The following is a 23,022-nucleotide window of genomic DNA, read 5'->3' as shown; positions in this document are numbered from 1 at the left end:
GCACATCAAAAGGAAAGCGGCGAAATTGTCGGTCTTTTGGCAGGGCGTCAATCTTCGTCCAGGAAAGCGCGCATTTTCGTTATGAAACGCTCGCGCTGTGACAGCATGAACAAGTGTCCGCCGCCATGAAACATCTCAAGCTTGCTATCGGGAATCGCGTTGTGCAGCAGATGGGCATTGGCAGGTGGGACCAGTTGATCCTGCTCGTCAGCCATGATCAGGACGGGCATCGACAGGAGCGGAAGGAACGGCAGGCTGGTCCAGGTGGTAAATGCGGCCAACTGGTATGAAAAACCCAGCGGAGACGGGGCTTTCACCGCATTGAGCGATACGCGGGCGTTGCCCCCGCCGTTATAGACCGATGCAAGATTGCGGCGCAGCGTCCGGGCAACCGTATATTCCCGCGGGTCGAGCATATGGGCAAGCACGGAGGTGTTGCCCGGAACCATTGTGGCTCCTGCCGTGGTTGCAGCCAGCACCAGTTTTCGGGTGCGGGCGCGATGCTGGAATGCGAATTGCTGGGCCAGCGCGCCGCCCCAGCTGATTCCCAGAACATCGGCCTGTTCGATTGCCAATCTGTCCAGCAGTGCCGCCGTGGTCAGCGCCATGCACGAAATGGTATAGGGCACGATCGGATCGGGCGAGGCACCGATGCCCGGCATGTCGAAGCAGATCACCTCGCGCTCCGGCAAGGCGCGGGCAAGCGGGCCGAGCAGTTCGAGATTGAGGCCGATGCCGTTAAGCATGATCAACGGCCGATGTGCATCCGCGCCGACATTCCAACGCGCCACGTTCAGTCGTCGCCCCGCGACGCCGATCAACGATTGTTGTGCTGTATTACTCACCGATACCCCGCATTCCTGGCGAGTGCCTACCACCTTCGCAAGCGCGGCAAAAGCACCTGTTTTGGTGCAGGACTTAACCCTTTATAAAAGCGCGCGGGTGCAAAGACTTGCCCATGGCGGTTGAGTTTGATCCAGTAATGCCCAAGGCCGGGGTTTCCGGCGATTTTTCGCGTACGCGCAGGCGCGATCGCATTTCCGCGCCCGCAGTTGCCGATGCAGGTGCAAGTTTCCTGTTCGGCGGCGATCCGGCAAACCTGCTCATTTCCCCGGAATGGCCGAAGCTGGCAATCCCGATGGCGCTTGCCCCGCTGTTTCTTGCCATGGTCGATCTTTCGCTACCGCCGCTGCTGCCTTCGGCGATCATCGCAATTGCTGCGCTTGCGGTTCATTTCTCGACGTTCGCGATGAAGGTCGAGCGGGACCGGAATCTCGAAACAGGTCAGCGCATGGCGCTGATGGGGCTGGTCGTGGCTTTCCCCATGTTCCTGTTCGGCTCAGCGATCGGACTGTTCGGTGCTGTTTCGGGTGTGGCGTGGTTCCATTGCATCGCGGTGGTTGCCACGATGTCGCTGCTGGCCACGGTCGTCCAGTCGGGACGGCTTGTCGGCGTTCTGGCAGCACAAGTTTCGATCTGGTCGGGCGTGACCTGCGTCGCCACGCACATCGGAGGCTATGCCGCGCTGGCAATAGGCCTGTGCATCGCATTCGCCGCCTATCTGCGCCAGCGCCGGATCGATATGGTCGTCCGGGAAAAGGCCGAGAGCGATCAGCGGGCGCAGACACGCGCGCAGGAAATTCTCTCGGACTATGAAGAAACCGGGCAGGGCTGGTTCTGGGAAACCGATCGCCGTGGCCAGTTGACGTACCTTTCCAATCGCGTCGCCGAAGTGATCGGCCGCCGCGTGGAAGACCTGGTAGGGCGGCCCTTTTCCGAATTGTTCAACCTGGCCGAACAATCGGGCGAGGGCGAACGGACACTTGCGTTCCATTTGTCTGCCCGGTCCGGTTTCAGCGAACTGGCGGTGCGCGCTGCTGCCACCGATGAAGAGCGCTGGTGGTCGATCACCGGACGGCCGACGTATGATACGTTCAACAACTTTACCGGCTTTCGTGGATCGGGCACCGATCTTACGGAAAAGCGCCGCTCGCAGGAGCACGCGTCGCGGCTTGCACATTTCGATTCGCTGACAGGGCTTTCGAACCGCTTCCGCATGTCGCAGACGCTGGAGAAGATCCTGCTGGCGCCGCAGGTCCATCATCGCGCCTGTTCGGTGTTCCTGCTCGATCTCGATCGATTCAAACAGGTCAACGACACGCTCGGCCATCCGGCGGGCGACGCGCTGCTCAAGCACGTGGCGCAGCGGCTGGAACGCGTGGTCGGAAAGATGGGCCGCGTCGGCAGGCTGGGCGGCGATGAATTCCAGGTGATCCTGCCCGGAAAGATCGAGCGTGAACAACTGGGCCACCTTGCCGCGCGCGTGATCGAAAGCCTGTCACAGCCCTATTCGATCGATGGCAGCCGGGTGATGATCGGCGCGTCCATCGGCATTGCCATAGCGCCCGATGATGGCGTGACCAGCGAAGCCCTGATCCGCAACGCCGACCTTGCGCTTTATGCCGCAAAGGATGGCGGGCGCGGACGGCACCACTTCTATGCCGCCGATCTTCACAGCGATGCCGAAGAACGCCGCAAGATGGAGGAAGACCTGCGCGATGCGGTTACGTCCGGCGGGCTGGAACTCTATTACCAGCCGGTTGTGCAGACCGCGACCGAGAAGATCACAGGGTTCGAGGCGCTGCTGCGCTGGAATCATCCCGAACAGGGCTGGATCAGCCCCTCGCGCTTCATCCCGGTGGCAGAAGACACTGGCCTGATTGCCCAGATCGGGGAATGGGCGCTGCGCACGGCTTGCCAGGATCTGGCCAGATGGCCCGGAAATGTGCGCGTGGCGGTCAATGTTTCGCCATTGCAGTTCGCCAATCCGTCGCTACCACTGGTCGTGACAAATGCCCTTGCCAGTTCGCAAGTCGCGGCGGAACGGCTTGAACTCGAAATCACCGAAAGCGTGTTCCTCAACGATGACGAGGGCACCGACCAGATGTTCAAGGCTTTGAAATCCATTGGAGTCCGCCTGGCGCTCGATGATTTCGGGACCGGCTATTCCTCGCTTGGCTACCTGAAGACAGCGCCGTTCGACAAGATCAAGATCGACCAGTCGTTCGTACGCGGGGCAACCCAGCCCGGCAGTCGCAATGGCGCGATCATTGCCTCGATCGTCAGCCTGGCCGAAGCGCTCGGCATGGAGACAACGGCGGAAGGCGTCGAGACGCTGGACGAACTCGATCTCGTCCGCATGCTCGGCTGTAGCCATGTGCAGGGCTACATCTACGAACGTCCGCTTTCAGCCGCAAATGCAGCCGCCCGCCTTTCCACCGGCCTGATGGCGATTGCGCAAGGTCCGCGTTCGGCCCGCGCGGCGCGCCAATCGATGTTGCGCAAGATCACGGTCGAACATGGCGGCCACAGCTACACCGCAATGATTCGCAACATCAGCCAGACCGGCGCCTTGCTGGAAGGCTTGTGGAATGTCCCGCCCGGAACGATCTTCCGCGTCGAACTTGGCGAAAATCATGCGGTGACTGCAACCTGCCGATGGTCGGGGGATGATCGCATGGGCGTCGAATTCTCGCAGCCGCTGAGGCTGGACGATGCGGGACGGATCGCCGCTGTGGCGGCCCGCCCGACGAGCGTACCCGGCACGGACTACGACATGATCGTTCCGCGCAAGGTCGGCTGAAGCAAAGATCAGCCGCGCAAGGGTTCAGCCCAGCGCGGCCTGCTTTTCTTCGGCCAGCCGGTCCAGTTCGGCGCGGCTCTTCTTTTCCGCGGCGGTCTTCAACTGGCCGCAGGCAGCGTCGATATCGCGTCCGCGCGGGGTGCGGACCGGAGCGGAAATGCCCGCCGCAAACACGATCTCGGCAAAGCGCTTTATCCGTTCCGGGGTTGAACATTCGTAGGCAGCGCCATCCCACGGGTTGAACGGGATCAGGTTGACCTTGGCTGGCAGATCGTACTGCTTGATCAGGCGGATCAGTTCGCGCGCATCGTCATCGCTGTCGTTCTTGTCCTTCAGCATCACATATTCGAACGTGATGCGCCGCGCGTTGGATGCGCCGGGGTAATCGGCGCAGGCCTGCAACAGTTCCTCGATGCCGTATTTGCGATTGATCGGCACGATCTCATCACGCACTTCCTTGGTGACGGCATGGAGCGAGACGGCGAGGTTTACGCCGATTTCTGCTCCTGCGCGCGCCATCATCGGCACGACGCCGCTGGTGGAGAGCGTGATCCGGCGCTTCGACAGCGCCAGCCCATCGCCATCCATCACGAGCTTCAGCGCATTGCGCACGTTGTCGAAGTTATACAGCGGCTCGCCCATGCCCATCATCACGATGTTGGTGAGCAGGCGCCCGTCGGCGGTATATTCGCCTTCGTCCTCGTCCTCGTCATCAAAATCCAGGCCCGCCATCGTGGGAACGCGGGTGTCATTGCCACCTTTCGGCCATTCTCCCAGCGAATCGCGCGCCAGCATGACCTGCCCGACGATCTCGCCCGGGGTCAGGTTGCGCACCAGCCGCATCGTGCCGGTATGGCAGAACCGGCAATTGAGTGTGCAGCCAACCTGGCTGGACACGCACAGGGTTCCGCGATCCGCATCGGGGATGAACACCATCTCGAAGTCATGCTTGTCCGCCGTGCGCAGCAGCCACTTGCGGGTGCCATCGGTGGAGACCTGTGCCTCGACGATTTCCGGGCGGCCGATCACGAAGCGTTCGGCCAGCCACGGGCGCATGGTCTTGGCGATATCGGTCATCGCATCGAAATCGATCACGCCGCGGTGGTAGATCCAGTGATAGACCTGCTTGGCGCGCAGCTTTGCCGCCTTGGCATCCAGCCCGGCCTCGGCAAAGATATCGGCGATCTGCTTGCGGGGAAGGCCGATCAGGTCGATCCGGCCATCGTCGCGCGGCGTAACCTCGCGCGGAACGGGAACGGGATCGATGTGCCCCGGAATGGGCATGTGTGCCGCGGGCTGGCGAATGGTGTCGATGTGGGAATCCATCGCGCGCATATAGGGATTTGCGCCCATTCGCGCAAACACAGGCGCGCGAATACCGCAATGCGGCGGAGGTTCCCGTACATTGACGCAATCTACACTCGGTTCGTCGCAAAAATGTGACTGATTTACAACACCTTCTTGTTGTCTCAGGTTCAGGAAACCGGATCGTGCTTCGGCCATTTGGGTGAGGACTGTCGTGCCGCAACGCAATGCAAATGGCCCGGCAGGAATTGGTTGAATGGAGTTTACCATGAAGAAGATCTGCGCAATTCTCGCCGCTGGCACCGCCCTTGCCGCCTCGGCTCCCGCCTTCGCACAGGATGCCACCCCGGCAGAAGCGTTCAGCGGTTTCCACGCCGAAGCGCTGGTCGGCTATGACCACATCCGTTCGGGCAGCAGCGAAGACATCGACACCGACCGCGACATCAAGCAGTCGATCGACGGCGTCGAATACGGCGGCGCTGTCGGCTATGACATCCCGCTTGGCACCAACATGATCGTCGGCGCCGAAGCCGAAATCACCGACAGCAGCGCATCGCGCGATTACAACAACGACGAGCCGACCGTGTTCAATCTCGGTCGCGTTGATGCCGGGCGCCAGTACTACTTCGGTGGTCGCCTTGGTTATGCCATGTCGCCTGAGACCCTGCTTTACGTGAAGGGCGGCTACAGCAACGCCCGCTTCAACCTGCAGGGCACCGATGGCACGACCAATCTGCGTCAGCGCCTTGACACCGATGGCTGGCGCGCAGGTGCTGGCGTTGAACAGAAGGTCGGTTCGAACGCCTTCGTGAAGGTCGAATACAAGTACACCAACCTTGGCGAAGCCGAATTTGATTTCAACGGCGATACCCCGGATTCAAGCCGCTTCAGCATCGATACCGATCGTCACTCGGTGATGGCGGGCGTCGGCGTCCGCTTCTGATCCGTCAGAACGCGCAAGCAAAGGAAGGGCGGGCCGAAAGGTCCGCCCTTTTTCGTCTGATACCAACCTGCAGTGATCCTGACCCATGAGGATTGTGCTACCCCGCTCGCTGGCGAGGAGCAGCCGAAGCGGCGATGTGGTTCATCGTTGCAAGGCTGCGACGCTGTCCAGCGGGCGGGGTAGCACAACCCTGCGGGCGATTTTTGGCGGTCCTCGGACAGCGTCGCGCCCTCGGAATGATGAACCACATCACCCCTTCGGACGCTCCTTGCCGAGAACCGCCAAAAAACGTCCTCATGGGTCAGGATCACTGCAAGTTGGTATTAACGCGCGCAACCCAGCGCCGCCGCATCCATGGCCGAAGCCGCACCTTTGAGCGGATAGCTGTCACGGAACGTCCGCCCATCGGCGCCGCGCGCGATTACCACCATCGACCGGGCGCTGCGCATCTGCGCGATAATCCCGGCGTTGGCGGTCTGGTCGGTCGGCCAGGCATCGGCTTGCCCGGTCTGCAACGCGAAATTGGCTTCGGGGAACGATACGATCACTTTGGAACCCGCTGCCAATCGCCGCGCCAGCCGGACATGCACCGCGCCACGAATGCCGCGCGCGGGCCAGTGTCCAACGGTGAAATAGGGTTGGAATTCCTGCTTGCGCCCCGCGATTTTCTGGGCCGTGGCAATGGCATAGCAGCGCGGCACGGCGGGATCGTGGAATGCCCCCCATATACCGAATATGCCGAGGCTGTCGCGCGCGACAGCGGTTCCTGCCAGGGTCAGCGCGGCGAACGCCAGCAGTTTCCTCATGGCTTTTCCCGCAGCGCGCCGTCAATCTTCCGCGTGGCACGCGCAGCCTCGATCTTGTCGCGCGCTTTTTCGGCCTTGGTGCGCCCGAACTTTGCGCGGTTGGCTTGTGCCTCGTTTTCCTGTGCAGTTCTGGCTTTGGCCTTGCGGACGGACCGGAGGTTGACGATTTCCGCCATCAGGCGTGCTCTATCCCGTGTTCGGAACCGAATATCGTGCGCTCAGCCCCGTGTTCGACCAGCGTGATTGACCCTTGCACCAGGGATGGCGCAATCGGCGCGCGGTGAACGGGATGAACCGGATAGCCGCCCATCATCCCGCGCAGCACCCGGCTGGAAATGCCGTGCATCACCACGATATGATCGCCTCCGGGATCACCAAGTTCATCCAGCCAGCGGTTCAGGCGTGCGACGATCATGGGATAGTCCTCGCCATCGGGGGCGGGGCGCAGGAGGTGGTCCTCGATCAGGACCGGGCCGACTTCACTTTCCACTTCCCTGTACGACCGCCCGTACCACGATCCCATATCGATCTCTTTGAGGTCCATCGTGCGCCGTCCGGCGAACCAGTCGATCCCCAGTTCCTCGGCGATCAGCGCGGCGGTTTGCAACGCGCGGCCCGTATCGGAAATGTGCAGCGTCACTTGCGGACTCTCACCCAGTTCGGCCCGTAACGCGCAGCCCATCGCCACCGCCTGTTCAAAGCCCTGCCGCGTCAACGGGGTGTGGATGTTGTTGGCCTGAATGCGGCGTGTGGCGTTATAAACCGTCTCGCCGTGGCGCATGATGTAAAAGCGACCCTGTTTCATGGGTAACGCTTTAGCCTGTGGCGTCTGGATAGGAAATGCTCATGATCTCCCATTCCTTCTCCCCCGAAGGCAGCCGCACGATCCGCAAATCCCCCACCCGCGCCCCGCGTAGCGCCTTGGCAATCGGCGCGCTCCAGCCGATCCGGTTGTTGGTAGCATCCTGCTCGTCATCCCCCACGATGGTCAGCACGCGCCGGGCGTCGTCCTCGTCGGCAATCTCCACGGTCGCGCCAAACAGCACCCGCGTGCGATCCTCCATCCGCGCCGGATCGACCACCCGCGTCGCCTTCATCCGCCGCGCCAGGAACGCCAGCTCCCGATCAATCTCCCGCATCCGCTTGCGCCCATAGAGATAATCGCCGTTCTCCGACCGGTCGCCATTCCCAGCGGCCCAACTGACGATCTCGACAATGGCCGGGCGTTCGGTGCCCAGCAGATGATCGTAGCGGGCGCGCAAGGCGGCAAATCCGGCGGGGGTAATGGGGTGACCGTCAGGCTTCATGGGGTGGCTTTAATGCAAAGATAGGGGGCGATAGAAGCTGTGCGCACTAATCTGACTGCGTAAAAAACATCACTTTTGAAAAATCACCACGCTTAGCGTCACTCTTTCTCACCCAGAAATAGCCACAATGATAGTGTGCCCAAGGTGAGTCTAATCCAGTCCGATGTACTCGGCCGATAAATACCCAATCCGCAAGGGAATTGCTAAAATTCTGGCTTTTTAGTACGCCACGATCATCGTCGGTAAGGTTCCGGTAGCGCATTTCGCAAATTCGCGGCATATCTTTGTTGGACTGAAGGTCGCACGGCCATCCGTCGAGTTGCCACTTTGTATGCGATTTTATTGCAGCGTTGACTTCGTAAGCCCAATTATCGAATTCAACTTGATCATCATGTTGCAGTGCAGATGCACTGAATTCCAGATCATATGTAAAATCGCTTTCGAATGTGAAATCGAAGCGAGGATAGGGAGGGGCACCCCCGACTGGAAGCGGATGTTGGTGATCAGTGCTGTCGAAGGAATGAATGACACGAAAAAGTTCAGGAGCCGTTTCGTCGCAGGTGCTCGGCGCGACGAAGAAGAAAATTGTTCCCTTGTCTGGCATCCACTTGAATTTATCCTCAATCGAAATTTCAGATAGATCAATCTGGCAAACAAACACGAAAGGTGTTTCGTCCACCATCGGCCAAGCAATCTCAGAAGGCAGAAGCGGCAATCCGCCGGAGTAGGATCTCTTTTTTTGTTCACTCGGTCGGCCGATTAATGCCAATTTTTTCGACTTTAGGAATTTCGCCTTTTCTGCTTTCAACTTTGCGGGATTGCGAGGAATCGGATTTCCCTTTTCATCGATTATCCTACGAAAAACACGCAGCTTGAAATTGCGCTCATTTTCAAGAGCTTTCAGTTTTTCGTCAAACCAATCCAACCTGCCGCTCCTCAAGGTCAGCCAATTAAGTATCGAAGTCGCCAGAGTTGATAATTAAAAGAAACGCCGCCTCACCCCGGCTCCCGCTTCCCAATAAAGTAGCTCATCGGGTTCGCCCCGCGATACGTCGCAAACTGCGGGTTCATCGCTTCATAGACCACCGCGTTTTCCAGCACGCGCTGCACATAGTTGCGCGTTTCGGAGAGCGGGATCTTTTCGATCCACTCCACCCAGTCCACGCCGCCATTCCGGGGATCGCCGTTGGCGCGCAGGAACTTGTTCACGTTTCCGGGGCCGGCGTTATAGGCGGCGACGGCCAGCGGCCAAGAGCCGCCGTAATAATCGAGCATGCGCTGGAAGTAACCGGAGCCGAGCATGATGTTGTAGCTGGCGTCGTCGATCAGCGCCGATGTGCTGTACGACATGCCAAGCTTGCCTGCCTGTTCGTTGGCGGTGGCGGGCATCAGTTGCATCAGCCCGCGCGCGCCCGCGTGGCTCATCGCGTTTTGCGCGAACTGGCTTTCCTGGCGGCTGATCGCGTGAATTGCGGTCCACTTGCTTTCATGGCCCGGCGGGACCGGGATCAGCGGGAAAGCTATGTGCTGAAAATCGAGGAAACCGCGCGCGGCGGCGGCCTGCCCCACGATCACTCCGAGATCGCGGCGGCCGAGGTCACGCGCGAGTTGCGCCACCATCATGTGCTGGCCTTCGCTCTGCTGCTGTTCGGCCACTTCCTTGAAAAAGCGGATCGTAGTGCGCCAATCGGCCCCGCGCGCCACTTCGCGCACCGCCAGCGTCAGCGGTTGCGCATAGAACCGGCTGCGTTCGTCGGGCGAGACTTGCGCGGTGGAATCGGTGGAGAATGTGGGCACCGGGCGGCCCAGCCGCTCCAGCGCGAGCAGACCATAGAACTGATCGGCATATTGCGCTGCCATTTCGAAATAGCGCCGTGCCTCAGCCTGATTGCCCGCTCTGGCGGCGGCCTTGCCCGCCCAGTAGAACCCTTTGGAACGGGTGCCCGGCGTGCGCGCGGCTGCGCCATAGCGCCAGAACAGCGGGGCCGCGCCTGCATAATCGCCGGTGTTGAACCAGCCTTGCGTTCCGCCCAGCCACATCAACGATGTGTAATCGTCGCGCAGCTCGTATGACGACTGGCTGACATCCTCCCCCGAAGCGAAAGCATCGTCGATCCCGGCGGCAATCCGCATCGCGCTGCGCGCATCGCCTGCATTGACGGCGGCGCGCGCATTGATCAGCAGTTCCTCGACCCACTTTTCCCGATCAAGCGGCATGCGCGCCAGCAGCGGACGGTTGGCGAGCAGCGACCGGGCGGCTGCGCCCTGTCCTGATTTGCGCAATTGCCGCACACGCTGGAATACAAAGCCCGGATCGCTGTTGAGCTTCTGCCCGGAAATGCCCACTGCCGCGCCAAACGGATCGCCGCCCTGCATCGCGGCAAGCCGCGCGCCATCGATGGCCTTGCGCGCGGGGCTGACCCACACGAGTTGCCGCGCGGCCTGTTCCGGCGCGCCTGCCCACAGCAGCGCGTCCATTCGCGCATCGTGATCGTCCAGCGTCAGGCTGGTGCCCCATGACGAAAGAATCGCAGATTCGGCAGCATCGCTCATCGCGCCGCCGCGCCAGGCCGCGCGCGCAGCTTCGCGCGCTTCGGGCCGGCCCAGCGCCATCAGCGCCAGCGCATATTGCGCGCGGCCTGCGTTGGTCAGCGGAGGCTTGCGGTCGAAATAGGCGGCAACCCGGCCCGCGTCCGCCGGTGCGCGTTCAAGCGCCAGTTCGGCGTAGCGGCTCAGCTTTTCCTCATCCGGGAAGCCAGGATATGTCAGCACGAAAGTGGAATAGTCCGAAAAGCCGAAGCGATTGGACGAGGTGAGCAGTTTCCAGCGTTCAACCGCGCCCATCATCGGCCCGCTTTGGCTGGAGACGAGGTTGGCGCGCGCACGATCCCAATCCGCGCCGCCGCTGCTATCGGCAGCTACGGGCGCATCATTGGCATGCACTGCGCTGGAGGCGGCGAGCGTCTGGAGCAGGAACCCTGCAATCCCCCAACGCAAGATCAAGGCTTTCACGTCCATGCCGGACATACTATGGAGCGGCTCCTTATCAGGCGCTGAACAGACCCCGTGCGGGTTCGGCTCACGATGAACCGAACTGCATCATGGGGTAAATTGAGGGGTATTGTCCATGTTTTCCGGCTCCATTCCGGCCCTTGTGACTCCTTTTCGCGATGGAGCGTTTGACGAGAAAGCATTTCGCCGTCTGGTGGATTGGCAGATCGAGAACGGATCGTCCGCGCTGGTCCCTTGCGGCACCACGGGTGAGGCTTCGACGCTTTCCAACGCCGAGCATCACCGCGTGATCGAGGTCTGCGTGGAGCAGGTCGCGGGCCGGGTTCCCGTGATCGCGGGCTGCGGCAGCAACGATACGATGAACGCGTTGCTGCACATGAATTTCGCCCGGAAGTGCGGCGCGCAGGCCGCGCTGTGCGTAGCGCCTTACTACAATCGCCCCAGCCAGGCGGGTATCATCGCCCACTTCAGCTACCTTGCCGAGCACAATGACCTGCCGATCGTGCTTTACAACGTGCCGGGCCGCACGGTGACGGACATCAAGCCGGAAACCGTGTGCGAACTGGCCAAGCGCTTCTCGGACAAGATCATCGGCATCAAGGACGCCAGTGGCGATCTTTCGCGCGTGACCGATCATCGCATGGGCATCGGCAAGCATTTCTGCCAGCTTTCGGGTGATGATGAACTGGCGCTTCCGGCCAATGCGGCGGGCGCGGTCGGCTGCATTTCGGTGACGGCCAATGTCGCCCCCAAGCTTTGCGCCGAATTTCAGGCCGCTTGCGCCGCCAACGATCTGGAACTGGCGCGCGAGCTGAACGACAAGCTCTATCCGCTGCATTACGCCATGTTCGAGGACGCCTCGCCGGGGCCGGTGAAGTATGCGCTCAGCCGGATATTCCCCGATATCAGCGACGAATTGCGCCTGCCGATGGTGGCCTGCAACGCCGAAGCGCGGGCCGCCGTGGATGCGGCGCTGGAGCATGCCGGATTGCTGGAAGTCGCCTGACGTTATCCGCCCGACAAAGTGTGAAGCCCCACTTCCGCTTTGCCGGGCCAGCGCCTACATGGGCAAGCATCATGGCACGTCCCGTAAACCCAGAGTTCGAGAAAACCAAAGTCGTTGCCGAAAACCGGCGCGCGCGGTTCGAGTATTTCATCGAGGACAGGTATGAGGCGGGGATCTGCCTGACCGGGACCGAGGTGAAATCGCTGCGTTTTGGCGAAGGCTCGATTGCCGAATCCTATGCCGAGGTGAAGAATGGCGAGGTGTGGCTGGTCAATTCCAACGTGCCCGAATTCAGCCACGGCAACCGCAACAATCATGTGCCCAAACGCCCTCGCAAGTTGCTGCTGAAGGAACGCCAGATCGCCAAGTTTCACGGCGCGGTGGAACGCAAGGGCATGACGCTGGTCCCGCTGTCGATCTATTTCAACAGCCGCGGCCGAGCGAAAGTGGAACTGGCGCTGGCCAAGGGCAAGAACAACGCGGACAAGCGCAGCACCATGAAGGAGCGCGACTGGAAGCGCGACAAGGCCCGGATCATGAAGGATAACGGCTAAGCGCTCGAAAGGTGATCCGCTTCACCGCGCGGTAAGGCGGTCTGATCTAATGGCGGTCAATCGGCCCGTGGCGGGGCGAACGGGATACGGGTAACAGCACAGGCCGATGTTCGAAAAAGTCGTCAATTGGGCGCGGGCCAACATGCCAACGCGAGAGCAGATGGAGCATAACCGCTTTGCCCGTCCGTTGGCCGCGCGTCACGAACTTTGGCGGTTTACCCGGCGTTCCGTGCCGCGTGGTGTGGCTGCCGGGCTGTTCATCGGCATATTTGCGCTGATCCCCGGCATCCAGATCGTGGGGGCTGCGCTGATGTGCGTGCCGTGCCGCGGCAATATCCCGCTGGCGGTGCTTATGACCTTCGTGTCGATCCCGCCTACAACGCTGTTCGTGTTCCTGCCCGGCGCCATTGCGGTGGGCAACAGCTTTGGTTTCCATGCCGATTTCTCGACGGTGAGCGAAATGGTGACGCGGGGCGCCAGCATCGGTGACTGGCTGGCGTGGCTGGGGTCTGACGCCGCACCATCGCTGGTCATCGGGCTGTTCCTGATTTCCATCGTCGCCGCGCTTCTGGGCTATATGCTCTCGGCCATCGGCTGGCGCTGGTGGACGGCGCACAAGCGCAAGGTGCGCAAGCTGCGCGCCGCAGCGCGGGATTTCCCCGACTGATGGCAAGCGTGGCCGCCGACAGCGAAGGGAAAGCCGCCTCACGCGCACCCTTGCGCGACTGGCTGGTGCTGGGCGGTGCGGTTGCGGCAAGTGCCGGGCTGTTGTGGGGCGTTTCCGGGCAGGCCCTGATCGCGGGCGGTTTTGTTGCAGGCGCAGGTGTGATCGCCGCAGCGTTGCGGCTGATCGCGCGTCCGGCAATGGCCGACAAGGCCGCCGAATTTGCGACACCTGACTGGTCGGTCACGAATGCCGCGATCGAGCGGACTGACGCCGGGATCGCCATAACCGACCGTGCAGGCCGTCTCGTCTGCGCCAACGCCCTGATGAGCCAGTGGTTCGGCGTTTCCGCCGCGCCGCCGCGCCTGCCGATCGACAAACCATCGGTAGAGGCGCTGGAGGGCGCGATGCGCGCCGCCTGGCGCGATGGAGTGGCCAGTGTCGACGCTGTTGTTGCAGATGCAGCCTTGTGGCGAGCCGAAATCAGCCGGGCAGGGCGCGGCGAGGATTTTCTCGTCTGGCGCTTCCACCCCGTTGCCACGCACAATCTCGTGACCGAAATGGCGGGGCACGTGGCGGGAAAACTGGGCCGCGCCCTTGCGCGCGAAGGCATCCAGACGGCAGTGGTTACGCCCGAAGGCCTGATCGTTGCCGCCAACGCCCTGTTTGCCCAGCGGGCGACCGGAGATGCCGCCACCGACCTGACCGGGGCCGATTTCGTCTCGTTTCTTGCCAGCGACGAGGCCGAGCGCATCTTCTACACCCGCGAAGCGCGTAAAGGCGCGCCGGTCCGGCTGGTGCACCTGCCCATCGCCGACCCTGATGGCATCGCGAATATCGATCCGGCGCGCACCGCATCGCTGTTTCTGCTGATCGACAACCAGGGCGGTGTGGGCGAGGTGCGGGCGGGCCTGCCACAGATCGAGGCGCTGCTTTCGCGCCTGCCGCTGGGCCTTGCGATGACGGACCGCGATGGGCGCATCCTGTTTGCCAATGCGGCGTTCCTGCGCGCAGCAGGCCATGAAGACACGATTCCGCCGCCCTATCCTTCGGATCTGGTGATCAAGGAAGACAAGGGCGCGCTGGCCGATGCCGTTCGCCGTTACGCGCAAGGCACACCGATGGCCGGTGACGTGGCCGTGCGCCTGCGCGCCGCGCCCGAAGAACCGGTTTCGCTGAGCCTTGCCGGGGTGCGCGGGCTGGGCGAGGGGGCGGTGCTGCTCAGCCTCAAGGATTCATCCGAAGAAACCCGGCTTAAGCGGGAAATCGCGCAGGCCACCAAGATGCAGGCAGTGGGCCAGCTTGCCGGCGGCGTGGCGCACGATTTCAACAACGTGCTGACCGCGATCATCGGCTATTGCGACCTTATGCTGATGCGCCACACGCCGGGTGACAGCGATTACGACGATATCCAGCAGGTCAAGGCGAACTCCAATCGCGCGGCCTCGCTGACCCGTCAGTTGCTCGCCTTCTCGCGCCAGCAGACGTTGCGCCCGCAAGTGCTGCAACTGCCCGATGTGGTTGCCGAAGTCTCGGCCCTGCTGAAACGGCTGATCGGCGAAAAGATCGTGCTGGAAGTGACGCATGACCGCGACCTCGGCTTCGTTCGCGCCGATCCGACGCAGCTTGAACAGGTCCTGCTCAATCTGGCAGTCAATGCGCGCGATGCGATCACCGACAAGTTGCAGGTCTCCGGCGCCAAGGGCGGCGGTGTGCTCAAGCTGATGACCCGGCGCGTGACGGCATCCGATGTCCGCGCGATGAAAAGCGAAATTCTGCCCATCGGCGATTACACCGCGCTGGTGGTCGAGGATAACGGCCATGGGATCAAGCCAGGCCAGATCGGTAAAATCTTCGAACCGTTTTTCACCACAAAGGAGAAAGGTAAGGGCACCGGCCTCGGTCTTTCGACCGTTTACGGCATCGTCAAGCAATCGGGCGGATTCATCTTTGCCGAAAGCGAAGTGGGCAAGTTCACCCGCTTCAGCATCTACCTGCCGGTCCACGTCCCCGATGCTGCCGAGACCGCAGCGGCGGCCGCCGCCGCGCGTCCGAAGGCCGAGGCGCGGCGCGAGTGGAGCGGGGGCGGGCGCATCCTGCTGGTCGAGGACGAGGACACCGTCCGCGCCGTCGCCGAACGCGCGCTGGCGCGGCAGGGCTATGAAGTGACAACCGCCGCCGACGGCGAAGAGGGCCTTGAAGCCATCGGACGCGGCGGGCAGTTCGATCTTGTCGTTTCGGACGTGGTCATGCCATCGATGGATGGCCCGGCCATGGCCCGCGAGATCCGCGCCCTGAAGCCCGACCTGCCGTTCCTGTTCATGTCAGGCTATGCCGAAGAGCATCTGCGGCGCGAGATCGACATTCCCAACATGCACTTCCTCGCCAAGCCCTTCTCGGTGCAGCAGATCGCCGAGGCGGTGGAGAAAGTCCTGCGCGGCGGCTGATTTTCAGAACGCCAGCGTGAGCGTGAACGGCTCGCCCTCAACCAGCCCTTCGGCCTTGCGCACAGCAGCCTTGACCGGCACCATCCACCCTTCGGCCTTGCTGGGAAACGCCGAAGTGCGCCACGCCGTATCGCCCACCGTCACGCTTACTTTCACCGAGCCCCAGCCCGAACGGCGGCCTGTCTCCAGCCGGTGCATCAGCGCGGTGGCAGAAAGCGCCTCGTCCGCTTCGCCATCAATGGTGACGAAGAACCAGTCGGTCGCATTGGCACCGCCCGACCAGCGCCAGAGCGTAGCCGTCAGATCATAGCTGGTGTCGCTCATTTGCGGCGGCGGATGGGAACCGGCACGTTGCAGATGTCCACACCGCCTGCGGGCTGGATATAGAACGCATCGCGGCGATTGGCGCGGGCATCGGCATAGCGGGCGAAGCTCTGGCTCTCGGTGCCGAGATATTCGAACACGGGCAGATCGGGCACATCGGTGCCGTTGCGAATGGAGCGGATCGGCGTGCGTTCGGGCGCGGTCTTGTAAAAGCCCAGATTGCCGGTGCCGCGCGGCAGGGTGGAGAGGTGCTCCATCCCCTCGATCACCCGGCCGACGATCGCGATGTTGCGATCAAGCTGGCGCGGGGCGTGGCCGATGACGGTGTAGAGTTCCGCGCCAGTGCCGGTGTCAGGCGGTTCGTTGCGGCCCACGCCGACGGTGCCGTAGCAGTGGACGGGCCAGACCGATGTAGGAACGCTGAACATCGCAGGAAATCTACGACCAGTCAGGCTGTCGGTAGTCATCTCGTTAACGGTCGCCAACGTCATACCGACAGAGAAGCCGCCGACAAAACTGAACGCCTTGGAATATGGATCACTGAAACCATTCCAATTTGGGGGTGGAGGAGGCACCGGCACGAATTGATATTTTGCGTCTCTAATTTGTTGATCCCACCGCTTGGCAAACAATCCAGCGGAATATGGGATTACATATTCGGACTGTGCGATGACAGACAGATTTCGAGGTAGCCGCTTGGCCTTCGCCTTGTCCTCACCATCGGGATCGCCCCACTGCACCACGTAATTGTCCTGCGCGCGGTTGATCGACGTGCCGTCCCACCAGTGCGCGGCGGCCAGCTTGCGGATGTTGCCGACCCACCCCTGGGAAAACGGCGCGGGCAGCAACTGGATCACCACGCGGCGCGGTCGCCCTGCAGCATCGGGCGCAAGGTCCATCACCAGCAGGTCCGAAGGCGCAATCGCCATCCAATCCGCAGCGGGTGCCGCAGCCACGATCTCAGTCGGAGAAAGCGCCTTGGCGGGCGGAGCAACAGGTTCGGGCGAAGCCGCAAGAGCGGCGAGCAGAGCGAGCAGCGACATAAGTTCATCATTGCAGGAACCGACGCCTTGCGAAAGCGATCATGTGCCGCTAGGGGCACCCTTCCAGTGCGGATGTGATGTTTTCCTGATTCCAGTTTTCGTGTCCGTCACGAAAGGAACAGGCTCATGCGGAGCGGTGGCCGAGTGGTCGAAGGCGCACGCCTGGAAAGTGTGTATGGGTCAAAAGCTCATCGTGGGTTCGAATCCCACCCGCTCCGCCAGATACTGCATTTCAGCAGACTTTCACGAACCAAGGTGAACGCCAAGAAAGCTAGGGTTTCCCTAGCTTTATGCAGATATTGCGTTCGCTAAAGTTCGTCGGAAATCGCCTCAAGCCAGCTCCAAAGTTATGGCTGGAATTATGGCTTTCCGTGGCCGACTTGTGGCGCTAGTGTGCGAAAATCATGCCCTCACGCGCGCGTAACAAACTTTCAGCTAGGCAGGTGGCCACGCTCACCAAGCCCAACGTCTACTCGGACGGTGGCGGTCTCTACCTGCGTGTTCGTGAATCGGGTCGATCATGGATCTTCATCGGCACTCTTCGCGGCAAAAGAATCGAACTCGGCCTCGGCAATGCACTTGATGTGACGTTGGCAAAGGCTCGAGAACGCGCTGCGGAAATACGCATCATGCTGATTGATGAGATTGACCCTCGGGTCGAGCGGGCCAAAGCCAAGATTGCGGAGAAGCCTCCGGTCACCTTTGGCACCTTTGCCATGGAGTTGGTCGATGGCATCGAGGAGGGCTTCAAGAATCCCAAGCATCGTCAGCAGTGGCGCAACACGCTGAAGACCTACGCCAAGCCGCTGTTCGAGACGCCCATCGATCAGGTCACGACCGAGGAGATTCTCGCCGTTCTTCAACCCATCTGGCTGAGCAAAGCGGAGACGGCCTCACGCCTTCGCGGTCGGATCGAGCGCGTTCTGGATGCAGCTAAGGTCAAAGGGCTGCGATCTGGTGAGAACCCAGCGCGTGGGCGCGGTCATCTCGACTTGCTGCTGCCCAAGCGGAGCAAGACTTCGGTCAAGCATCATCCCGCTTTGCCGTTCGCGCAGGTCGCGACGTTCATGGAGAACCTGAGTAAACGACCTGCCATTGCAGCGCGTGCCTTGGAGTTTGCAATCCTGACAGCTGCTCGCTCCGGCGAAGTACGGGGCATGACGTGGGGCGAAGTCAATCTTGAGGATAAACTTTGGACTGTCCCAGCCGACCGCATGAAAGCGCAAGTGGAACATGAGGTGCCGCTGAGCGACGCCGCTGTTGCAATCCTCGAATCCGTGAACGAGGACGGCCTGAAGCCGACGGACTTTGTTTTTCCCGCTCCGCGCGGTGGTTCGCTTTCCGACATGGCGCTATCTCAATTGCTCAAGCGCATGAAACACGCCGACATCACCGTGCATGGATTTCGCTCAACCTTCCGCGACTGGGCAGGCGAAAAGACCCAGTTTGGCCGTGAGGAAGTCGAAATGGCCCTGGCGCATACCGTCGCATCTTCGGTCGAGCGGGCCTATCGGCGCGGACGAGCGCTGGAAAAACGGCGCGAACTTATGACCGCTTGGGCGACATATTGCGGTCGCCGATTTGGCATCAATTAGTGCCCCGTGAATCAGTGCTGTGCGGGCGAAATTTTACGTAAAATACTGAATTGGCTATATCCGTTCAAACGCCAGTAAAATGGCCATTTTTGACATTTTCGGCCGAATCCAGTATATTTGCCAAGCGTCACGAATACGAGTTGCTGCTTCGCCGACTGGCAAAAGCAGGTTCGATTTTCGGCTGGCGCAATCCCAAAATGAGTTACGCAAAGGGAATGGTCAGGACGACCCTGACCGGGTGATTGTTCGCGTCGATAGCTTGGGGAAAGCTTTAACCCCACGTCGTGCGCAACCCGCTGCAAGACCGGCGTCGTGCCGGACGAGGTTCCCTTTGTGGGCCTCCATACCTGCAGAAGGATTGTTGCAATGGATCACGAACAACGCACCAAGGTTTCCGAACAATTGAATCCAGAATGGGCTGCCCGAGTGGTGCGCAACATTGGCGTGGTGGAAGCCGATTTCTTTCATGCGGCTGGTCACCTTAGCGAACGGATGATGGCCGAGGCGCTTCTGGCGATCGAGAAGGTCGTCACACCACCTTGGATTCTCGTCGAGAACGAGTGGATGCCGCAGGTCGTATGCCCCGAATGGAAAATGACCCGAGGTGTTGGCACCGGCGATATGTGGCTGCAGCTTTCGGAAATCTCGCACGACGAAGACGAGAACGAACATACCTGGATTGCAGCCGCCACCAAAACCGGACCGTCATTCCTGTGCATCGAAGTGGTATTTCGCAAAGGGCTTCAGGACCATGCGGAAGCCATTGTCCGCGATGACAAGGCGGTTGCCGCGCTGTTGAAGCAAGGGTTTGCTCGTGAGGACGAGAGCTTCGCGATGTATCTGCCGTTCCAAATCCCTGCCGAAAAACTGGCGCAGGGTTTCGAGCAAAACGATTTGACGGCAGTCGTCGCACCTTTCGGCAAGGCGATGGCGCAAGCCATGGCGGCAAGGCCGCTTCTGGACAAGCTGCTCGAACAGGTTCGCGAAGCCGCCAAGCGCAAGTAGCACACAAACGCTTCGCGCAGCTGTCCTGCCTTCACAGTTGAAGACGTGGCTGCGCGAAGCAGTTCCCCAAACATTCGCAAGCTAACTCGATGCGATCTCTTCGCGTCGCGATGGCGGCTGCGAACGGCAAACAGGATCCCTGCCATGCCCAAACCCAAATGTATCGACGTGCCAAGAGCCGAGGCGATTGCTCGGCTCAACGATCACCTTCGCAAGACCGGCACCGGTGGAAGTGTGATGAGTACCCAGAACCTCAGGCGCGTCACCGGTTTTGACGCGACGGTGTTGGCTGCGGCCTTGGCCAACTACGGCGGCTTCGATGCCGACAACGACCCGCACGGTGAACGAGATTTCGGCGACCTGACGTTGTGGGGATACGATCTGATCTGGAAGATCGATTATTACGACAAGAGCCTCACATACGGTTCGCACGATCCTGCCAACCCCAATGTCACGCGCCGAGTGCTCACCGTGATGCTCGCTTCAGATTGGTAGGATAGCCCATGATCAATTTCACTTTTCCAGAGTCACGCCTTGCTCAGGACAAACACAACCCGCATAGAAGCGTCACCAACGGTCCGTCCCGTTGGGGAGGCGTCAGAACCTCAAACAGCAGACGCCGGTCGAGATTCCTCGGCCGGGTGGTCGTCGCGCATGTCCAAGGCTCGCCTAAAGGCGGCGACGCCTTGGGTCTGCTCAGGGTTCTGAACACCCGGCTTTGCCCGGTGCCTCCGTTACGAAGGGAGGCACGTATGCGCCACAACGTCGCATTGATTACCTGCACCACATTTTTTGCGTTAATCTTTACTAATCCGGCTGCTGCTCAGTCTAGCGCCGTCGATAGTGATTTCTGTGATCGAGGCAATTTTACGGATGCTGCATCACAATTGACCCGCGATTGGGGTGAGCGCTACCGGCAGACGTTCGTGGAGCAGGCTGTCAAGGCCGGCTCGGTTAGCCACGGCTCTGTGGTGAGTTCAACGGGCTCGGTCATTGTCTGCCGTGTCACCTTCGCGAGCGTTACCTCCACCGTGCCCGCCCACCGAGTGGAACTGCGCGATGTGGAATTTCGATATTCCCGTTCCACTGGAAGTATCGAACCAGTTACACTTCCCCTGACGGGGTTCGACGAACGGACATCGATCGCGGCCATTTGGGAGCGCGTGTTTCTCGATGATCGCTCCTACCGGTCCATGGTGGAGGAGAAGGCAGAGCACGATCCAGCCATGGCCGCTGCTGTCGCTGCAGTGGCTGGTCGCCCCAAAGGAACAGAAAATGCCACTTGGGAACCTGAGAAGTTTTGCCCCAAAATTGGTGTGTCCATTGCGGCAGCAGGGATCATACATTGGGCTGAAACGACGAGTCAGGTTCATGCGACTGGCTTGACAGCAAGGGAGACGCCGACTTGGCTTCCCGCTACGGCTTGGACGATCGGTAATTTCAAACTGGTCTCTTCGATACCCTTCCAAAGCGTCATCTGTTCTGCAGATGTGACTTACATAGCCAACGGCTTCGACGGGAAGCATATCCCAATGCAAATTCGCGGAATGCCCTACAAAGTATGGGGCAACGACGATGGGTCGGAGATGTACGCTGACGTCCACAATTGGCCTACTGAAGAACAACAAAAGGACGGAAACAACGCCTTCAACCGCGCGTGGGTTGTCAACGGTCAGACCTTTGAGCAAGCCGAGGCACGGCGGCGACAGAGGCAACAAGCAGACGGCGGCCCCAAAAATATCATTGAGGCGATGGCTCAACAGCAAGCTGCTGCGAACAAGCAGGCTGAGGAATACTTGCGAGCTCAAGGCATGCCTGTTGATCAAATGAAAGCTGCGGACCAAGAAAAAACTCGGAAATATGCAGAACCTTGTCGTCAGCATGGCGGGACATGGGGCTATCCGACTCGCAATGGAGTTACTTCAGGACAACTTGGTTGCTATTTCCCGCGTGGCGATAAATAATCACATAATACGATATAGAGAACAATCATGCGCAAGTCGTTCATCATCGCCACTGTCGCGGCCGTCGTGGCAACTCAAGCCCAAGCGGGGGTCGGCAGTTTCATTAAGAAGCAAATCAAGCAGGCTATCGAAGCTCTTCCCAAGCAAGAACCGCAACCCGCGTCTGTTTCATCTTCCTCGCCGACATCTCCTCAGAGCACTCCATCTGCTGCGCCGGTTGTACCGTCTCCAGCCCCGTCGGTTGCAAATCGGCTCGTCACTCGCCAGGACGCGCACGGTCACGATTATGACGCCAAGACCGGACTGTTGATCTGCCTTGCAAAGCCGCGAAAATACAAAGCGGGAGCTTATGCCATGTCCTATGATCAGACAATTATCCCAGAAGGTCATAATCCGAACGAATCATGTATCACCGAGGACCGCAGCCAAACAAAGATTTGAACAATTCACTCGATACACCGTTGCAGACGAATTTATGAAATTGCTGTCCCGAGAGGTACCAAGCTGATGGCTTCTTCCGACTGGGACAGCCTTTTTGCCCGATGTAGACGCACGATATCTGTTTCGCACGCGCAGGCATGGCGCGTCTGTGTTCATTATTGACCGCGGCCTCGCGAGAGAGTCACCACGAATGGATACCGCTACTGACCACTCAGCCGGTTCGTTCCAAACAGAGAATGGCGGCCGCCCTCAGCTCTCTTTTCCGCTCTTTTTCATCGACTTTGAAGCGTCCGCGCTGACATTGGAAAGCTTCCCGATCGAAGTTGGCATCGCGATTGCGCGTGGCGTCGAAGGAACCATCGAGACATGGTCGACCCTGATCGCGCCTGACCCGCAATGGACGCTTGATGACCAGTGGGACCCAGATGCCGAGCGCGTTCATGGCATTCGGCGCTGGGACCTGCGGCATGGCCTTTCTGCCGTCGAGGCGATGGCGAAGCTGAATGCGTTCGTGCAACCAAACCAGATCGTGTGGTGCGACGGCGGACACTATGACGCTCACTGGCTTGGCACGCTTGCCATTGCTGCTGGCATAGCGCCCGCATTCAGGCTTGGCGATATCGGTACGATGGTGCGCACCGACGTGGAAATATGTGACCTCTATAATGCAGCGCTTGCGAGTTCGCTGCCGCCACATCGCGCGGGGCCGGATGCCCGGCGATTGTGCGAAACCTTGGTGCGGGCGTTGACGAGGGAGTGAGGTGGCCATTGGTTCATCTCGCGAACAAAAACCACTCTCTACTTGCTTGCGCCAAATCTGCCTGTCAAGATCCGACCCCTAATCGGTCGTTCGCATCACCCACAATGAACGTCTCTTCCTAACAGAAGCTGCCGATCGCCCGCCCCGAAGCGGACGGTCCGGAAGCGCCCTGATTTGAGCCGTTGGGATATAGATATATTGAT

General features: G+C 60.5%; 22 protein-coding genes and 1 tRNA gene. 13 read left to right on the top strand and 10 right to left on the bottom strand.

The genetic code is table 11. From position 1 onward, the window contains the following. Nucleotides 1–47 precede the first annotated feature (47 nt). Nucleotides 48–845: an alpha/beta fold hydrolase gene (locus LUA85_RS11265; protein ID WP_231469740.1), complete on the bottom strand. Its 798-nt coding sequence runs from the start codon at nt 843–845 to the stop codon at nt 48–50. Between the two features lie 113 nt (nt 846–958). Here LUA85_RS11265 and LUA85_RS11260 point away from each other — a divergent pair, with 113 nt between their 5' ends. Further along, on the top strand, nt 959–3,643 hold the full coding sequence (locus tag LUA85_RS11260) for an EAL domain-containing protein (protein WP_231469738.1): 2,685 nt from the start codon (nt 959–961) through the stop codon (nt 3,641–3,643). A gap of 24 nt (nt 3,644–3,667) precedes the next feature. Here LUA85_RS11260 and rlmN read toward each other — a convergent pair whose 3' ends face one another. Beyond that, nucleotides 3,668–4,978, bottom strand: a complete 1,311-nt coding sequence (gene rlmN / locus LUA85_RS11255) for a 23S rRNA (adenine(2503)-C(2))-methyltransferase RlmN (protein ID WP_231471849.1) — start codon at nt 4,976–4,978, stop codon at nt 3,668–3,670. Nucleotides 4,979–5,216: 238 nt separating this feature from the next. Here rlmN and LUA85_RS11250 point away from each other — a divergent pair, with 238 nt between their 5' ends. Next, on the top strand, nt 5,217–5,891 hold the full coding sequence (locus LUA85_RS11250) for an outer membrane protein (protein ID WP_231469736.1): 675 nt from the start codon (nt 5,217–5,219) through the stop codon (nt 5,889–5,891). A gap of 323 nt (nt 5,892–6,214) precedes the next feature. On the opposite strand, the gene LUA85_RS11245 is transcribed toward LUA85_RS11250, so the two are convergent. The 6 genes from LUA85_RS11245 to LUA85_RS11220 form a co-directional block, all read right to left on the bottom strand. Further along, nucleotides 6,215–6,697 carry a hypothetical protein gene (locus LUA85_RS11245; protein WP_231469734.1) on the bottom strand — a complete coding sequence of 161 codons (483 nt, stop codon included), beginning with the start codon at nt 6,695–6,697 and terminating at the stop codon, nt 6,215–6,217. Beyond that, nucleotides 6,694–6,873, bottom strand: coding sequence for a DUF4169 family protein (locus tag LUA85_RS11240; protein WP_231469732.1), 180 nt, complete (start codon nt 6,871–6,873; stop codon nt 6,694–6,696). The genes LUA85_RS11245 and LUA85_RS11240 overlap by 4 nt, the downstream gene beginning before the upstream one ends. Then, the gene (locus LUA85_RS11235) at nt 6,873–7,502 is read right to left on the bottom strand and encodes a histidine phosphatase family protein (RefSeq protein WP_231469730.1); all 630 of its coding nucleotides are present in this window, start codon (nt 7,500–7,502) and stop codon (nt 6,873–6,875) included. The genes LUA85_RS11240 and LUA85_RS11235 overlap by 1 nt, the downstream gene beginning before the upstream one ends. A 10-nt stretch (nt 7,503–7,512) precedes the next feature. After that, entirely contained in the window at nt 7,513–8,004 is a 492-nt protein-coding gene (gene greB / locus LUA85_RS11230; protein ID WP_231469729.1) for a transcription elongation factor GreB, read from the bottom strand. A 46-nt stretch (nt 8,005–8,050) separates the two neighbouring features. Then, the gene (locus LUA85_RS11225) at nt 8,051–8,929 is read right to left on the bottom strand and encodes a DUF1963 domain-containing protein (protein WP_231469727.1); all 879 of its coding nucleotides are present in this window, start codon (nt 8,927–8,929) and stop codon (nt 8,051–8,053) included. 71 nt (nt 8,930–9,000) lie between these two features. Next, complete coding sequence (locus LUA85_RS11220; protein ID WP_231469725.1) at nt 9,001–11,031, bottom strand: lytic transglycosylase domain-containing protein; 2,031 nt, start codon at nt 11,029–11,031, stop codon at nt 9,001–9,003. A 100-nt stretch (nt 11,032–11,131) separates the two neighbouring features. Between LUA85_RS11220 and dapA the strand changes: the two genes are divergently transcribed. The 4 genes from dapA to LUA85_RS11200 all read left to right on the top strand — a co-directional run bounded on the left by dapA (nt 11,132) and on the right by LUA85_RS11200 (nt 15,687). Continuing rightward, complete coding sequence (gene dapA, locus LUA85_RS11215) at nt 11,132–12,022, top strand: 4-hydroxy-tetrahydrodipicolinate synthase (RefSeq protein ID WP_231469723.1); 891 nt, start codon at nt 11,132–11,134, stop codon at nt 12,020–12,022. Between the two features lie 71 nt (nt 12,023–12,093). Beyond that, entirely contained in the window at nt 12,094–12,576 is a 483-nt protein-coding gene (gene smpB / locus LUA85_RS11210) for an SsrA-binding protein SmpB (RefSeq protein ID WP_231469721.1), read from the top strand. A gap of 106 nt (nt 12,577–12,682) precedes the next feature. Continuing rightward, complete coding sequence (locus LUA85_RS11205) at nt 12,683–13,243, top strand: DUF2062 domain-containing protein (protein ID WP_231469719.1); 561 nt, start codon at nt 12,683–12,685, stop codon at nt 13,241–13,243. Beyond that, entirely contained in the window at nt 13,243–15,687 is a 2,445-nt protein-coding gene (locus tag LUA85_RS11200) for a response regulator (RefSeq protein ID WP_231469717.1), read from the top strand. Before LUA85_RS11205 ends, LUA85_RS11200 begins: the two co-directional genes overlap by 1 nt. A gap of 3 nt (nt 15,688–15,690) precedes the next feature. Here the strand turns inward: LUA85_RS11200 and LUA85_RS11195 are convergent, their stop codons facing one another. Both LUA85_RS11195 and LUA85_RS11190 read right to left on the bottom strand, forming a co-directional pair. After that, the gene (locus LUA85_RS11195; protein WP_231469715.1) at nt 15,691–16,011 is read right to left on the bottom strand and encodes a DUF1905 domain-containing protein; all 321 of its coding nucleotides are present in this window, start codon (nt 16,009–16,011) and stop codon (nt 15,691–15,693) included. Further along, on the bottom strand, nt 16,008–17,054 hold the full coding sequence (locus tag LUA85_RS11190; RefSeq protein WP_231469713.1) for a peptidylprolyl isomerase: 1,047 nt from the start codon (nt 17,052–17,054) through the stop codon (nt 16,008–16,010). Before LUA85_RS11190 ends, LUA85_RS11195 begins: the two co-directional genes overlap by 4 nt. A gap of 130 nt (nt 17,055–17,184) precedes the next feature. Here LUA85_RS11190 and LUA85_RS11185 point away from each other — a divergent pair. From LUA85_RS11185 to LUA85_RS11155, 7 genes are all read left to right on the top strand, one after another. Next, nucleotides 17,185–17,275 (top strand) — tRNA-Ser (locus LUA85_RS11185). 183 nt (nt 17,276–17,458) lie between these two features. Beyond that, the gene (locus LUA85_RS11180; RefSeq protein ID WP_256448248.1) at nt 17,459–18,649 is read left to right on the top strand and encodes a site-specific integrase; all 1,191 of its coding nucleotides are present in this window, start codon (nt 17,459–17,461) and stop codon (nt 18,647–18,649) included. A gap of 366 nt (nt 18,650–19,015) precedes the next feature. Further along, a complete protein-coding gene (locus tag LUA85_RS11175; protein WP_231469709.1) occupies nt 19,016–19,654 on the top strand; it encodes a hypothetical protein in 639 nt (212 codons plus the stop codon). A gap of 144 nt (nt 19,655–19,798) precedes the next feature. Then, on the top strand, nt 19,799–20,149 hold the full coding sequence (locus tag LUA85_RS11170) for a DUF3768 domain-containing protein (RefSeq protein WP_231469707.1): 351 nt from the start codon (nt 19,799–19,801) through the stop codon (nt 20,147–20,149). Nucleotides 20,150–20,157: 8 nt separating this feature from the next. Further along, nucleotides 20,158–21,618 carry a hypothetical protein gene (locus LUA85_RS11165; protein ID WP_231469705.1) on the top strand — a complete coding sequence of 487 codons (1,461 nt, stop codon included), beginning with the start codon at nt 20,158–20,160 and terminating at the stop codon, nt 21,616–21,618. A gap of 27 nt (nt 21,619–21,645) precedes the next feature. Continuing rightward, entirely contained in the window at nt 21,646–22,059 is a 414-nt protein-coding gene (locus LUA85_RS11160) for a hypothetical protein (protein WP_231469703.1), read from the top strand. A gap of 148 nt (nt 22,060–22,207) precedes the next feature. Further along, the gene (locus tag LUA85_RS11155) at nt 22,208–22,819 is read left to right on the top strand and encodes a hypothetical protein (protein ID WP_231469702.1); all 612 of its coding nucleotides are present in this window, start codon (nt 22,208–22,210) and stop codon (nt 22,817–22,819) included. Nucleotides 22,820–23,022: the final 203 nt, after the last annotated feature.

It is taken from the genome of Novosphingobium sp. CECT 9465 (genome assembly GCF_920987055.1).
GTDB lineage: Bacteria > Pseudomonadota > Alphaproteobacteria > Sphingomonadales > Sphingomonadaceae > Novosphingobium.
This window is presented reverse-complemented; position numbering and strand designations above follow the sequence as displayed.